Source organism: Kocuria oxytropis, assembly GCF_040981195.1.
Taxonomy (GTDB): domain Bacteria; phylum Actinomycetota; class Actinomycetes; order Actinomycetales; family Micrococcaceae; genus Kocuria; species Kocuria oxytropis.
This window is the reverse complement of the sequence record NZ_JAVFXA010000004.1, coordinates 190,050-204,345: the sequence shown is the minus strand read 5'-3', so window position 1 is coordinate 204,345 and position 14,296 is coordinate 190,050. Positions and strand designations below refer to the sequence as shown.

The 14,296-nt window shown below is 76.0% G+C and carries 14 protein-coding genes; 9 read left to right on the top strand and 5 right to left on the bottom strand.

Annotation, left to right across the window (positions count from 1 at the left end; all coding sequences use genetic code 11):
• Positions 1-37: 37 nt before the first annotated feature.
• The 4 genes from QYM41_RS06185 to QYM41_RS06170 are packed head-to-tail and all read left to right on the top strand — an operon-like array spanning position 38 to position 6,310.
• Entirely contained in the window at positions 38-2,734 is a 2,697-nt protein-coding gene (locus QYM41_RS06185) for a bifunctional acetate--CoA ligase family protein/GNAT family N-acetyltransferase (RefSeq protein ID WP_368798864.1), read from the top strand.
• A 15-nt stretch (positions 2,735-2,749) separates the two neighbouring features.
• Complete coding sequence (locus QYM41_RS06180) at positions 2,750-4,381, top strand: serine/threonine-protein kinase (RefSeq protein ID WP_368798863.1); 1,632 nt, start codon at positions 2,750-2,752, stop codon at positions 4,379-4,381.
• 46 nt (positions 4,382-4,427) lie between these two features.
• Positions 4,428-5,138, top strand: coding sequence for a DUF5998 family protein (locus QYM41_RS06175; protein WP_368798862.1), 711 nt, complete (start codon positions 4,428-4,430; stop codon positions 5,136-5,138).
• Positions 5,135-6,310: an alkaline phosphatase family protein gene (locus QYM41_RS06170; RefSeq protein WP_368798861.1), complete on the top strand. Its 1,176-nt coding sequence runs from the start codon at positions 5,135-5,137 to the stop codon at positions 6,308-6,310. The genes QYM41_RS06175 and QYM41_RS06170 overlap by 4 nt, the downstream gene beginning before the upstream one ends.
• Before the next feature lie 209 nt (positions 6,311-6,519).
• On the opposite strand, the gene QYM41_RS06165 is transcribed toward QYM41_RS06170, so the two are convergent.
• The gene (locus QYM41_RS06165; protein WP_368798860.1) at positions 6,520-7,290 is read right to left on the bottom strand and encodes a hypothetical protein; all 771 of its coding nucleotides are present in this window, start codon (positions 7,288-7,290) and stop codon (positions 6,520-6,522) included.
• Between the two features lie 158 nt (positions 7,291-7,448).
• Complete coding sequence (sepH, locus tag QYM41_RS06160) at positions 7,449-9,011, bottom strand: septation protein SepH (RefSeq protein ID WP_368798859.1); 1,563 nt, start codon at positions 9,009-9,011, stop codon at positions 7,449-7,451.
• Positions 9,012-9,312: 301 nt separating this feature from the next.
• Here sepH and QYM41_RS06155 point away from each other — a divergent pair, with 301 nt between their 5' ends.
• Positions 9,313-9,612 (top strand): DUF4193 domain-containing protein, encoded by a 300-nt coding sequence (locus tag QYM41_RS06155; protein ID WP_368798858.1) that lies wholly within the window; start codon positions 9,313-9,315, stop codon positions 9,610-9,612.
• Positions 9,613-9,706: 94 nt separating this feature from the next.
• Here the strand turns inward: QYM41_RS06155 and QYM41_RS06150 are convergent, their stop codons facing one another.
• Positions 9,707-10,228, bottom strand: a complete 522-nt coding sequence (locus QYM41_RS06150) for a DUF3093 domain-containing protein (protein ID WP_368798857.1) — start codon at positions 10,226-10,228, stop codon at positions 9,707-9,709.
• A gap of 111 nt (positions 10,229-10,339) precedes the next feature.
• Here QYM41_RS06150 and dut point away from each other — a divergent pair, with 111 nt between their 5' ends.
• The 4 genes from dut (at position 10,340) to QYM41_RS06130 (ending at position 12,741) form a co-directional block, all read left to right on the top strand.
• Positions 10,340-10,768: a dUTP diphosphatase gene (gene dut, locus QYM41_RS06145; RefSeq protein ID WP_438612556.1), complete on the top strand. Its 429-nt coding sequence runs from the start codon at positions 10,340-10,342 to the stop codon at positions 10,766-10,768.
• Between the two features lie 70 nt (positions 10,769-10,838).
• Positions 10,839-11,594 (top strand): DUF3710 domain-containing protein, encoded by a 756-nt coding sequence (locus QYM41_RS06140; protein WP_368798855.1) that lies wholly within the window; start codon positions 10,839-10,841, stop codon positions 11,592-11,594.
• A 3-nt stretch (positions 11,595-11,597) separates the two neighbouring features.
• Entirely contained in the window at positions 11,598-12,002 is a 405-nt protein-coding gene (locus QYM41_RS06135; RefSeq protein ID WP_368798854.1) for a single stranded DNA-binding domain-containing protein, read from the top strand.
• A gap of 13 nt (positions 12,003-12,015) precedes the next feature.
• Positions 12,016-12,741, top strand: coding sequence for a DUF3159 domain-containing protein (locus tag QYM41_RS06130; protein WP_368798853.1), 726 nt, complete (start codon positions 12,016-12,018; stop codon positions 12,739-12,741).
• Positions 12,742-12,862: 121 nt separating this feature from the next.
• On the opposite strand, the gene QYM41_RS06125 is transcribed toward QYM41_RS06130, so the two are convergent.
• Together QYM41_RS06125 and QYM41_RS06120 are read right to left on the bottom strand one after the other, a co-directional pair.
• A complete protein-coding gene (locus tag QYM41_RS06125) occupies positions 12,863-13,546 on the bottom strand; it encodes a potassium channel family protein (RefSeq protein WP_368798852.1) in 684 nt (227 codons plus the stop codon).
• Positions 13,546-14,292: a potassium channel family protein gene (locus tag QYM41_RS06120; RefSeq protein WP_368798851.1), complete on the bottom strand. Its 747-nt coding sequence runs from the start codon at positions 14,290-14,292 to the stop codon at positions 13,546-13,548. Before QYM41_RS06120 ends, QYM41_RS06125 begins: the two co-directional genes overlap by 1 nt.
• Between the last annotated feature and the right edge of the window lie 4 nt (positions 14,293-14,296).

Sequence of the window (14,296 nt, the reverse complement as noted above, 5' to 3'; positions counted from 1 at the left end):
CGTTGACGGTGCGGGTTTGTCTACTAGCCTGAAGTCTATGGTTCCAGAGACCGCGGACACGGACGTCGCCGGGCAGTACCCCGAGTACTGGGAGGCCGACGTGATCCTGCGCGACGGCGCCACGGCGCAGCTGCGCCCGATCTCCCCGGAGGACCGGGACGGACTGCTGGCCTTCCACCGGTCCCAGTCCGAGAACTCGATCTACCTGCGCTTCTTCTCCTACAAGCCGACCCTCTCCCCGCGCGAGCTCGACCGGTTCACCCGCGTGGACCACCGGGACCGGGTGTGCTTCGTGCTGCTGCTGGGCGAGCAGATCATCGGCGTCGGCCGCTACGACCGCACGGACGACCCGCACGACGCCGAGGTCGCGTTCATGATCTCCGACGCCCACCAGGGGCGGGGGATCGGCTCGATCCTGCTCGAGCACCTCGCCGCCGCCGCGCGGGAGAACGGGATCGACCACTTCTCCGCCGAGGTCCTGCCCGAGAACCGCAAGATGCTCCGCGTGTTCGCCGAGGCCGGCTACGAGCTGACCCGCAAGTTCGACGACGGCGTGGTGGTGGTGGGCTTCGACATCGACCCGACGGAGCGCTCGCTGGCCGTGATGGCCGCCCGGGAGCACCGGGCCGAGGCGCTGTCCATGGCCGACCTCCTCTCCCCGTCCTCCATCGCCGTGATCGGGGCGTCCCGGGACCCCGGCCACGCCGGGCACGCCGTGGTCGAGCACCTGATCGCCTCCGGGTTCGCCGGGCGGCTCAGCGGGATCAGCCCCACGCCGTTCGAGCGGGAGGGCATGACCCACGCGACCTCGATCGGGGCGCTCGCCGACCCCGTGGACCTCGCCGTGATCGCCGTGCCCGTGGACCAGGTCGCCGACGTCGTGGACCAGTGCGGCGCCGCCGGCGTGCGCGCGGTGGTGGTGGTCACGGGCGGCTACGCCGAGGCCGGCGCCGAGGGCCGGGCCCGGCAGACCGAGCTCGTGCGCCGGGCCCGCTCCCACGGGATGCGCGTGGTCGGCCCGGCGAGCCTCGGCATCTACAGCACCGCCCCGGAGACCCGCTTCAACGCCTCGATCCTGCCCGAGGTCCCCCGGGAGGGACCCCTGGGCCTGTTCAGCCAGTCGGGGGCCATCGGCATGATGCTCAACGCCGCCGCCCTGCGCCACGACGTGGGGGTGTCCACCTACCTGTCCGCCGGCAACCGGGCCGACGTCTCCGGCAACGACATGATGCAGTACTGGGAGGACGACGCCGCGACCCGCGCGTGCGGGCTGTACCTGCAGTCCGTGGGCAACCCGCGCAAGTTCTCCCGCATCGCCCGCCGGCTGTCCCTGAACAAGCCCGTGATCGTGGCCAAGAGCGAGGTGACCGGGCTGCGGCTGCCTCCCGGGCACACGGGCCGCACCACGCAGGCCCCTCCGGGGGCCCTGGACGCCATGTTCCGGCAGGCCGGGGTGATCCGCGCCGACACGAGCGAGCACCTCATGGACGTGGCCGGGATCCTCTCCGCCCAGCCCCTGCCCGCGGGCGCCCGCACGGCCCTCGTGTCCAACGCGCTGGCGCTGGGCCAGCTCATGGAGGACCGCTGCATGCAGCTGGGGCTGGACGTCGCGGTCACCCAGGCCGGGGTGCGGACCGCGGACGGCGGGGAGGACGCCCTGGAGGCGCTGCGGGCGGCCGTCGACAGCTGCCTCGGCGCGGAGTCCGTCGACACCGCCGTGGTCACGCTGATGCCCGTCCCGGACACCACGCCGCAGGGCGTGGCCGAGCTCGTGGGCCGGGTGGGCCGGGAGCACGGCAAGACCGTGGTGGTCGTCTTCACGGGCAGCACCGAGCCGGGGGCGGTCTCGGCCGTGCACCACGCCGGGGACGGCCTGGACGTGCCCTGCTTCGACTCCCCGGGGGCGGCCCTGCGCGCGCTCGCCAAGGTCGTGGACTACACCCGGTGGCGCGCCCAGGACCAGGGCCGTCTGCCCGACCCGAAGGGCATCGACGCGGAGGCGGCCGAGACCTTCGTGGAGACGGTGCTGCCCCGGATCACCGGCGACGAGCTGCTCGAGCTGGACGCGGACCGGACGCGGGAGCTGCTCGAGACCTACGGCATCGGGCTGCTGCCCAGCGAGCGCTTCACGGACCCCGACGACGCGCCGGCCGCCGCCGAGCGGCTCGGCTACCCGGTGGCGCTGAAGACCACGGACCCCAACCTCCGGCACCGCCTGGACCTGGGCGGCGTGCAGCTCAACATCCAGGACGACGCGCAGCTGCGCACGGCCATCACCACCATGCACCGGGCGCTCGCCCCCTTCGGCACCTTCGACCTCGAGGTGCAGGCCATGGCGCCCACCGGCCAGGCCGTGGTGCTCCGGGCCATCGAGGACCCGCTCATCGGGCCGGTGCTCTCGTTCGGGATGGCCGGGGACGCGGTGAACCTGCTCGAGGACTGGGCCCACCGGGTCCCGCCGCTCACCGACCAGGACGTGCGGCGGATGGTCCGCGAGCCCAAGGCCTCCCGCAAGCTCTTCGGCCACCAGGGGGTCCCGGCCGCGGACGTCGACCGGCTCGAGGACCTCGTCTCGCGGGTGGCGCTGCTCAAGGACCGGCACCCCGAGATCGCCCGCGTGGAGCTGAACCCGGTGCTCGTCTCCAGCGGCTCCCTGACCGTGCTCGGGGCCTCGGTCGGGATCGGCAACGCCCGGCAGCGGACGGACAGCGCGCGCCGGGCCATGCGCAGCTAGGCGGGCCCGGACCTCGTGGCGGACACCATAGCCGGTCGGTACACCCTCATCGACCCCATCGCCCGCGGTGGCAGCGGGTCGGTCTGGCGGGCCTGGGACGGACGGCTCCAGCAGCTGTGCGCGGCCAAGGTGCTGCGCCAGCGGGACTCCGCGGACCTGCTGCGCTTCGCGCGGGAGCAGTCGGTGAAGCTGGAGCACCCGCACGTGCTCGCCCCGTACGGGTGGGCCGCGGAGGACGCGCACGTGGTCATCGCGATGCCGCTCGTCCACGGCGGGACCCTGGAGTCCGCGCTGCTGGACAACGGGGCGGCCTCCGTGGAGCTGACGGAGGAGGTCCTGGCGCAGCTGCTCCAGGCGCTGCAGTTCGTGCACGCCCAGGGCTGGGTGCACCGGGACGTGAAGCCGGGCAACCTCATGCTGGACAGCACCGGGACGGGCCGGCCCCACATCTTCCTCTCCGACTTCGGCATCGCCGTGCGCGTCCAGGACGCCCGGCTGACCCGGACGGGCACGGTGGTGGGCACGCCCGGCTACCTGCCCCCGGAGGCCTACGAGCTCACCGACCCGAACCCCGCCCAGGACCTCTACGCGGCGGGGATCACCGCCCTGCGCATGCTGGACCCCTCGCTGGAGCCGCAGGAGAGTCTCGGGCCCAAGGACGCGCGGGCGGTGGTGGGGGAGCAGGGCGACCTCGCGGAGCACCTCGCGGCGCTGCTCACCCCGGATCCGGCCCAGCGCCGCGACGCGGCCGTGGCCGTGCTGCACGAGCTCACCGCGGGCGCGGCGGGCCGGCACTTCGACCCGGCCCGCACGCGGGACGGGGAGCCGTTCGAGATCTTCGACGTCCTCGAGCCGCTGCCCGAGCCCTGGGCCGAGCGGGTGCTGACCGGGGGGGACGGCACGGACGGGACCACCGGCACGGCCGCCTCGCCGGTGGGATCCCCCGCGGGAGACCCGTTCCCGGACGGCCCCGACACCGTGGACACCGGTGACGGGGGTGACCGGAGCAGGACCGCGGGCACCCCCGTGGACGCCACGGGAACGGTCGGCCCCGGAACGGTCACCGCCGGAACGACCGGCCCCGGAACGGCCACCGCCGGAACAACCGGCACCGGCGCGACCGGCGCGGGCGGCGCCGCGGCGTCCGGGCACGGGACACCGGCCGGACCGGTGCCGGGCGGCGCCCGGCCGGGTCCCCGCGGGCCCGTGCCGGACGCGTCGGGCGCGGACGCGTCGGGCGCCGGTGGGTCGGGCGGGGAAGGGGGCGGGACGAACGGGCCCGCCCGCGGGGCCGGTCCGGATCCCGTCCCGGACCGCACGGGGCGCCGGCCTCCCGGGCGCCGGCCGACGGCGGCGCCGGCCCCTCAGCGAGGCCGGCGCCGCCGCCGCAGCGCCGTGACGGGGGTGTTCGTGGCCCTGGTGGGGATGACGGCCCTGCTCAGCGGCTATCTGCTGCTCGACCCCCTGGGCTCCGCGGACCGGGTGCCGGCCCCGGGGGCGACCCCCACGGTGACCCGCGGGGCGGACGGAACCCCCGGGGTGAACCCGACGCCCGGTCCCTCGCCGGAGGAGAGCCCCGTGGTGCTCGAACGCGTCTGCGAGGACCAGGGCGGCGGGGAGCAGCGCTGCTACTTCCGCGTGCCCTGACGGCCCGTGTTGGGCGAGGGCACGCCCGTGGGGGAAAATGTCCCCCATGACGTATTCAGGTGAGCGCGGCCAGCGGCTGGTCGAGGACATCAACAAGGCCGGCTTCTATCCGCAGCTGGTGATCGACGTGGTCCAGGACTCCCTCGACGGCCGGTCGCCGGTCTCCCACCTCGTGCAGCTGGAGACCCACATCGACCGCACGGAGGTGCACCGCCACACCACCGTGCTCGTGCTCGCCGAGGACGTGCTCCACGTGACGCACGTGGACGACGAGGAGTTCGACGAGAGCGGCCGGGACGTGGTGGCCCGCGTCTCCACCGAGACGGTGGGGATCTCCCAGATCCGCTCGGTGACGCTCAGCTACTCGTACTACCAGCCGGCCAACTACCGGCCGGACAGCCCCATCTCCGAGGTGACGCTCGCCATCGCGTGGACCGGCACCCTGCACGTGGACCTGGCACCGGCGCTGTGCGAGGACCCCCAGTGCCAGGCGGACCACGGCTACACCGGGACGGCCGCCCGGGAGGACATCGTGCTGCGGATCAGCGCGGAGGCCGACGGCCCGACCGCTGTGGAGGGCGCCCGGGAGTTCGCGCGCACGCTGCGCCGGGCTAATCTCTCCCCGCTGACCGACGGCGCACAGATCGCCCAGCCGGCCCACGGCCGCACCCCCGCCCCGCGGCGCCCGGCCGCCGCCACGCCGCGCACCCGGTTCACCGACCGGTTCACCGGCCGGGACGGCGGCGCCGCCCGATGACGGCGGTGCAGGAGGTCCTGCCCGGGCTGCCCGGTGACCTGCCCCGCCCGCCGCGCTACGGCAGCCGTTCGGTCGCCGAGGTGATGTCCTCGGCCGCGGCGTCCCTGGGCGTGCCGGGGTTCCGGGACGTGCTGGGACTGCCCGCGGCCCGGCGGGTCGTCGTCGTCATGGTGGACGGGCTGGGCCGCGCCCAGCTGCGCGCCCGGGCCGGGCACGCCCCCGGCCTGGCCGCCGCCCGGAACCTGGCCACCCTGGACGCGGCGTTCCCCACGACGACGGCGGCCTCGCTGGCGTCCGTCGGCACGGGCGCCGCCCCTGGCGCGCACGGCCTGGTGGGCTACGACGTGCTGGACCCCGCCCGGGACCGGGTCGTGAACCAGCTCGGCGGCTGGGACGCGGCCGTGGACCCGCGGTCCTGGCAGCCGCTGCCCACGGTGTTCGAGCGCGCCGCCGCGCACGTGGACGTGGTCACGGTCAGCCGGCAGCGCTTCGCCGGGTCCGGGCTCACCGAGGCCGCCCTGCGCGGGAGCCGGTTCGTGGCCGCGGAGGGGCCGGCGGCGCGCGTCAGCGCCGCGCTCGACCAGCTCGCCGCGGGCCGCGAGACCCTCATGTACTTCTACTGGGACGAGCTCGACCGCACGGGACACGCCCGGGGCTGGGAGTCCTGGGAGTGGACGGCGCAGCTCGAGGAGCTCGACGCGTCCCTGCGCCGGTTGGTGGCCCGCGTGCCCGCGGGCACCACCGTGCTCGTGACCGGCGACCACGGCATGGTGGACGTCCCGCGCGACGCGCGGGTCGACGTCTCCGCGCTGCCCGGCCTGCTGGACGGCGTCCGGCACACGGCCGGTGAGCCCCGGACGGTGCAGCTGCACCTGGAGCAGGACGCCACGGCGCAGGACGTCCGGGCGCTCGTGGCCGCGTGGCGGGAGCAGTTCGGGTCCCGGGTGTGGCTGCTCTCCCGGGAGGCGGCCCTCGAGGCCGGCTACTTCGGTCCGCCGGCACTCGTGCGGGAGGCGGTGCGCGGACGCATCGGCGATCTGCTCGTGCTGGGCCGGGAGCCGCTGGCGCTGTTCGACATGGGCCGGCTGCGGCCCAGCGTGCTGTCCATGGTGGGCCAGCACGGCTCGCTCACCCGCGCCGAGCGGGAGGTCCCCCTGCTGCGCCTGGCCTGAGCGCGGCGCCGGGCGCAGCGGGTCCGCACGCCGCTCCGGCACGCCGGTTCCGCACGCCGTGCCGGCACGCCGGGTCCGCCTCCGGATCCGTGCGCCGCCCCGGCACGCCGTATTCCGCCCCGCGCACCGGAGCCGCGCGCACCGGAGCCCCGCGCGCACCGGACGGGGGCGCGGCCGGGTCCGGGCGCCGCCGTGGCCCCGTGCCGCGCTCAGGGGGTCGCCGGGTCGTCCTCCGCGGCGCCGGTCCCCGTGCCTGTCCCGGCGCCGGTCGCCGGCTCGGCGGCGGCCGGACCCGCGAGCTCGTCCTCTGCGGCCGGGTCCCCCTGGTCCGCGCCCGCCTCGTCCTCCGGGGCGGGGGCGCCCTCCTCGGGCCCGTCCTCGTCCGCCGGGGCCTCGTCCGCGGGTGCCTCGTCCGCCGGGGCCTCGGACGGGACGGGTGCGGGCTGCGCCGGTGCCGGCGGAGCGGGGGCCGGTGCGGGCACCACGGGCTGCGGCGGGACAGGGGCGGGGACCACGGGTGCGGGGGCGACCGGCTCGGGAGCGGGCGGCGCCGGGGCAGGCACGACGGGCGCCGGCGGAGCCACCGGCTCGGGAGCGGGCGGCGGGGCGGGCCGCTCCGCCGACGGGCTCGGTGTGGGTGTGGGCGTGCGCGACCTGGACGGTGTGGGCGAGGGCGTGGCGGACGGCGACCGGGTCATCGACGGGGCGGGGACGAACTCGGCCTCCCGCCCGGCGCCGAAGAGGTCGCGGCCCACGCTGCCAAGGTAGAGCGCTCCGACACCGGCCAGGACCACGAGCACGACCGCGCCCAGGACGAGCCCGGCCACGAACCGTCCCGGACCGGAGCCCCGGACGAGCTCGGCCGGACCCTCCGCCGCGGTCGGGGTGCCCGCGGCGCCGGGGGACCCGGGGTCCCGGGCGGGGTCGCCGGCGTCCCGCTGGTCGTCCCCGAAGAGATCGTCCTGGATGGAATTGCCCATGTCGTGCCGCCCCTGACGTGGTGTCGTCCGTCCGGGCCGCGCACCGGCTGGGGGAGCGCGCGGACCCGGGGTGACGGCGCGGAGCCGTCCCCTGCTGCGTGCACTCTAACCCGGGCGGGGCCGGGGCGGCCGGACGGCGCGCACCGGCCCCGCCGGGCTCAGTCGGAGGAGCTGCCGAAGACGATCTCGTCCCAGCTGGGCACCGAGGATCGCGTGGACCGCCGGGCCTTGGCGGTCCGGTTGCGCGGACGGGGCCGTTCGGGCGCGTCCTCCTCGACGGTGCGGTCCTCGGGCGCGCGGTCGCCGGAGTCCTCGCGGGAGGCGGTGGCGTCCCGGCCGGCCGGGCCCCGCTCCACCCGTGCACCCGCCGCGGCGTCCCGGCTCCCGGCATCCTCGGACCGGGCGCCCTCCGACCGGGTGCCCTGGGGCCCGGTGGTCCCGTGGTCGCCAGCGGTGGATTCCTCCGTGCTGGAGCCCTCGGCACCGGAATCCCCCGTGCCAGACCCCTCGGTGCCGGAATCCTCGGTGCGCAGGTTCCCGGGACCGGAGGTCGTGGCTCCCCGGTCCTCAGCGATCCGGTCCTCAGCGCCTCGGTCCTCGGTGCGGGAGGAGGCCGCACGGGGGGAGTCCGTGCCGCGCCCGGCGTCCGGCCCGGCCACGGCACCGGGGCGCCCCGGGTCCGGGTCGCCGCGGCGGCCGCCGGCCGCCGCGCGCTCCGGCGACGTGGACCGTCCGGCAGGCTCGCCGGCCGAGCCCGCGGCCGGTGCGGCCTGGTGCTGCTCGTCCGTCCGGGCGGGGGAGTCCGCGGCCGGCGCGGCCGCGGTGTCCTCGAAGTGCGTGGCGGGCTGGAAGGGCCGGTCGAAGACGGAGCTGTCCTCGGGCGCGGCGAGCGGACGGGGCCGGCGCTCCACGTGGCCCATGCCGCGGCCCAGCAGCTCGGCGAGGGCGTCGTCGCCCTCGACGTCCTCGCCGATGCGCTGTCCCCGGCGGGCCTGCAGGACGTCGAGCAGGTCATCGGCCTCGACGGCCGAGCGGCGCAGCTGCGTGAGCTCCGGGTCCAGCCCGCCGTCGAGGACGCCGAGGCCCGTGCCGAGGGGCGTGTCCGGGGGACCGGGCTCGGTGAGGGACTCCGCCCACGGGTTCGCCGGGCGCACGCTCTGGTTCGCGGGGTTGTAGAGCCACTCGGCCAGCGGTTCGTCGTGCTCCGGCGCGGACGAGGGGTCGACCACCGTGAACCGGGCGACCACCGCCCACAGGTGGTCCTCGCGCTGCCAGGAGTCCCACTCCAGGGAGGACGGGTCCACCCCGAGGTCCCCGGCGCGGTGGGCGACGGCGCGGCCCAGTGTCAGCGGCTCGCCCTCGAAGACGGAGTGGTAGCCGCGGTGGGCGGAGCGGTCCTCGATCTCGACCTTCTGCGCCTCGGCGGCGACGTGGGCGCGCTCGGCGAGGATCGGCCACTCGTAGCGGCGGACCCGGGCGGACTCCCAGCCGCTCTCGGCCACGATCTCCTCGACCGTGGCCCCCGCCCGGAAGCGGGCCTGGATCTCGCGGGGACCGAACTGGCCGGAGCCGCGCCGGCGGGCGTCCGGGATCCGCCGGGCGCGCTGGACGGCCAGGCGCAGCTCCTGGTCGATCCGCAACAGGTGGCGGGTGCCTGCCTCGTCCTCGACGACCAGGTGCTCACCGTCGTCGTGCACACCTGCCAGGCGCAACTGCTCCATGCTGTCAATCCTCCGGGATGGTTCTCGGGTGCGCTCGGGGTCGTCGAGCGGGCGCTGCGGGGCGGGTCCGTCGGTCGCGGCCGGCGTGCCGGCCCGGTCCCGCGCCCCAATCCTACTGGCCGTCGGACCGCCCCGGCCGGAGACGCCCCGGGGGCGGTCCGCGCCGCGTGGCCGCGGGCCGGGGCACGGTTGGATTTTTGCCCCCGGATGGTGAACAATCTACGCGACACAGAGCCCGGGGGGCGGCCCAGCGCCGTGCCCGAGCCCGCCCGCGGACCTGCAATGGGAGCGAAGACCGGACATGGCCACTGACTACGACGCGCCGCGCAAGCAGGACGACGAGCTCAAGGAGGACTCGATCGAGGAGCTGCAGACGCGTCGCAGCGACCCCCAGTCCGGCAGCGTGGACGAGGACGAGGCGGCCGCGGCGGAGAGCTTCGAGCTGCCGGGGGCGGACCTCTCCCACGAGGAGCTCTCCGTGGTCGTGCTCCCGGCCCAGGACGACGAGTTCACGTGCGGGTCGTGCTTCCTGGTGCGGCACCGCTCCCAGATCGCCGAGCAGAAGAACGGCGTCACGTACTGCATCGAGTGCGTGGGCTGAGCCCCGGAGGGCAGGAGCCGGCCCCGCCCACGGAAGAACCCCGCCGCGACGGTCGTCGCGGCGGGGTTCTTCCGTGGGCCGGCCCCGGCCGGGCTCACGGACGCGCGGTGAGCGCCTCCACGACGCGCTCCGGGTGCCGGGTGGAGGTGAGCCAGTACGGGGTGGGGTCCACGGGGTCGGTGATCCGGATCCGCACCACCGGGCCCACGGACACCCGGAAGTTCATGAAGGCCCGCCCGTCCAGCTCCGGGCCGCGGACCCGGCGGACGTCGTCGCCGCGGAAGGCCTCCGCCTCGCCCACGAATCGGCGCTCGATGCGGGCCCGCCCCACCTGGAGGTGCTCGTCGGTGACCACGATGCTGGTGCTGGAGGCCACGAGCGCCACGGCGGCGCCGCCGCCGACCACGACGGCCGCCGCGCCGGCCACCCACAGGTCGATCGGGGCGAGGGCGATCAGGGCGACGACGCCGGCGAAGAGCACGAGGAGCCACATCCACCACGCGGGGGTGAGCTTCTCCTCGTAGAGGATCTCGGCACCGGGCCGGTCGGGGGAGGACCGGCGGGGGCCGCGGGGACCGTCGTCCGGGGACGCGCTGGAGGAAGCAGGGTGGGACATGGCTCTAGCGTCTCACGAACGCGCCGCCGGTCCGGCGCGTTAGAGTGGGGCACTGTGAACGACCAGTCGACAGGCCACCGGCCCGCGCCGGGCACCGGGCGCCCGCTCAGCATCGCGCTGCAGGCCCTCGACCCCGAGCTCCCCCTGCCCGTGTACGCGAAGCCCGGGGACGCCGGCGCCGACCTGCGCTCCCGCGAGGACGTGGTCCTGGGCCCCGGGGAGCGTGCCCTGGTGCCCACCGGCGTGGCGATCGCGCTGCCCGAGGGGTACGCCGGGTTCGTGCACCCCCGCTCGGGACTGGCCGCCCGGCACGGGATCACGGTGGTGAACGCCCCCGGCACGGTGGACTCCGGCTACCGGGGCGAGATCATGGTCACCCTGCTCAACACGGACGGCACCGCCCCCTTCACGGTCCGCCGCGGCGACCGGATCGCCCAGCTCGTGATCCAGCGCGTCGAGCAGGCCGTCTTCGAGGTCGTCGACGTCCTGCCCGGCTCGGCGCGCGGCGGCACCGGCTTCGGCTCCAGCGGCACCGCCTGACCCACGAGCCGCCCCCCCAGGAGCTCACCCCACGAGCCGGCACCGCGTGCCGGCGGAGGAGAACGAGAAGATGTTCGGTCGCAAGAAGAAGCAGCCCGCGGCGCAGGACGCCGTCCCGGAGCAGGCGGAGGCCGCCCCGAGCGCGGAGGACGCCGCGGCGACCCGGCGCCAGGAGCCGCAGGGTCCCCTCGACGTCGCCCAGATCGACAGCCGTGAGGGCTACCTCGACCTCGGCGCCGTCCTGGTGCGCCCCCGCACGGGGCTGGGCGTGCGGCTCGAGATCGACGAGCGCACGCAGCGGCCCCGTGCGGTCGCCCTGGACCTCGGGGGCGGCTCGGTCCAGGTCCAGGCCTTCGCCGCGCCCCGGTCGGAAGGGCTGTGGGACGAGGTGCGCCGGGAGCTGGTGCAGTCGCTGCGCACGGGCAACGGCGAGCCGACCGTGGAGGAGGGCCCGTTCGGGCTCCAGGTGCTCGCCCGCTTCCCCGCCACCGCCTCGGACGGGACCAACGGCTTCCGGCTCGCCCGCTTCGTGGGCGTCGACGGGCCCCGCTGGTTCGTGCGCGCGGTGTTCACGGGCACCGCCGCGGTGACCGCCGAGTCCGCGGCGGCCCTCGACGAGGTCGTGCGCGAGCTCGTCGTGGTGCGCGGCGACCGCCCCATGCCGCCGCGGGAGCTGCTGACGCTGGTCGTGCCCGAGGACGCGGTGCGCCGCTCTGCCGCGGAGCCGGGCGCCGCCCCCGGGTCGGATGCCGCCCCCGGGCCGGACGCCGCCCCCGGGCCCGTGCGGCCGCCGCGGCGCGGGCCCGAGATCACCGAGATCGGCTGAGCCGTGACCAGGAAGGACACCGGGCGGACCCGGCCGGCGCCGGGCACCGGGGCGATCGACGTGGTCGCCGAGGAGCCCGTCTGCGCGGGAGACCTCGACCCCGCGACGGCGGCCGGAGGGCGCCGCCGCGTGCTCGCCAGCGGACTCGTGGTGGAGGTGACCGTGCCCCCGGTGACGGGCGCGCAGAACTTCACCGCGCTGCTGGTGCCCGACAGCCCGCCGACGGAGGCGGGGCAGGGCGCGGCCGCGCCCCGGCCCCTGCGCCTCGTCTGGCACGGCCAGCGCAGCGTGCCCGGCGTCACCGCCGGGACCCGGCTGCGGTGCGCGGGCGTGGTGAGCTTCCGGGACGGGCGGCCCTCGATGTTCAACCCGCGCTACGAGATCATCGCCAAGCAGGTCAGCAGATGAGGAAGGTCAGCGGATGACGGATCCCCGCGAGCCCGGCAGCTCCGCCGGCGAGCCCCGGCCCGGCAGCGACGTGGAGCGCTCGATGGCCGCCTACGCCGCGCGCTCGGGCATGCGGCGCAAGGACAACGGCCAGCTCGACGTGCTGCACGCCGTGGGCGGCTGGCGCGGACTGGCCGAGACCATCCTGCCGGGCTTCGTGTTCCTCGCGGTGCTCCTCGCCGGCACCGGTCTCGGTGTCGCGCTCGTCGCGGCCCTGGGCACCGCCGCCCTGTTCACCGTGCTGCGCCTGGTCCAGCGCCAGAGCCTGGTGCAGGCCGTCTCCGGCTTCGTGGGCGTGGGCGTCTGCGCCCTGTTCGCCCGCGCCACGGGGGAGGCGCTGGACTACTACGTGCCCGGCTTCTGGATCAACGCGGCCTGGTTCGGGGGGCTCGGGCTGTCACTGCTCGCCCGCTGGCCGCTGCTGGGGGTGTTCTACGGGTACATCCGCGGCGAGGGAGTCCAGTGGCGCGACGTCCCGGTGCGCCGCCGCGCCTACCAGGTGGCCACGCTCATGCTGATGGCCATGTTCGCGGCCCGCCTGCTGGTGCAGGTGCCCCTGTACCTCGCGGAGAACCTCACGGGTCTGGGCGTGGCGCGCCTGGTCATGGGTGTGCCGCTGTACGCGCTGACCCTGTGGCTCGCGTGGCTGGTGTCCCGGCCGCCGGAGCAGATCGCCGCGCAGGAGCACGACACCCCCTGAGCCCGGCCGCCGGGCCGGGTCCGAACGGGCTCGGACCTGGCGGGCCCGGTCCGAACGGGCTCGGACCTGGCGGGCCCGGTCCGAGCGGGCTCGATCCCCACGGACCCGGTCCCGGCGCGGCTCAGTCCCGGTGCGGCTCGTGCCGGCCGGCGGTCGTGAACATGGCGCGCAGCTGCGCCTCGCCCTCCGTGGTCGAGACGAAGAAGAGCTGGTCGGCGCCCTCGACCACGTCGTCGCCCGAGGGGGTGATGGGCACCCCGTCGCGCAGGATGGCCACCAGCGCGACGTCCGGCGGCCAGGGCACCTGGGAGACCATCGTGGCGATGATCGGGTGCTCGTGCGGCACCGTGTAGGCCGACAGCGTCGCCCCGCCGGTCTGCAGCGTCAGCAGCCGCACCACGTCCCCGACCTCGACGGCCTCCTCCACGAGCGCGGTCATCAGCCGGGGCGTGGACACGGCCACGTCCACGCCCCACGCGTCGTCGAACAGCCACTCGTTCTTCGGGTTGTTCACCCGGCCGACCGTGCGGGGCACGCCGAACTCGCTGCGCGCCAGGAGGGAGACCACGAGGTTCGCCTTGTCGTCGCCCGTGGCGGCGACCACCACGTCGGTGTCCTCGAGCCCGCCCTCCCGCAGCGTGGACAGCTCGCAGGCGTCGCCGATGATCCACTGCGCCCCGCGCAGGTCCGAGCGGCCGATCACCTCCGGCTTCTCGTCGAAGATCACGACCTCGTGCTGGTGGGACAGCAGCTCCCGGGCGATCGAGGCGCCCACGGCGCCCGCGCCCACGACGACCACGCGCATCAGGAACCTCCCCGGGAGGTGTCGTCGGAGCCGGCCGCGTCCTCGGACTCCCGGCGCAGCGAGTTGGCGAAGTCGAGCACGTCCGGACCGGGCGGGCGGGACAGGACCCGGGAGACGGCCTCGACGTCGTCGGTGCGCATCATGGCGTGCACCACGTCCCCCTGCTGGTAGCTCATGTCGGGACCGGGCAGGACCCCCTCCCCGAAGCGCGTCACGAACGCGATGCGCACCCCGGTGGCCTCCTCGATCGCGTCCAGGTGCAGGCCGGACCAGGAGTCGTCCAGGGACAGCTCGCCCAGCTGCAGCCGCCCCGAGGCCTCGCGGAAGTCGGCCGTGATCGTCTGCTCCGGCAGGATCCGGCGCAGCGCCTGGTCGGCGCTCCACCGCACCGCGGCCACCGTGGGGATCCCCAGGCGCTGGTAGAACTCCGCCCGGGACGGGTCGTAGATGCGGGCCACCACGTGGCGGACCTTGAACGTCTCGCGCGCCACCCGGGCCGCGATGATGTTGGAGTTGTCCCCGCTCGAGACGGCCGCGAAGGCGTAGGCCTCCTCGATCCCGGCCCGGCGCAGCACCTCCTGGTCGAAGCCGAGGCCGGTGACCTTCTTGCCCTCGAAGGACTTGCGCAGCCGGCGGAAGGCCCGGTCGTCCTGGTCGATCACCGCCACGGTGTGCCCGGAGTCCTCGAGGGTGTGGGCGACCATCACGCCGACACGTCCCACCCCCATGATCACGAAATGCGCCATGCCC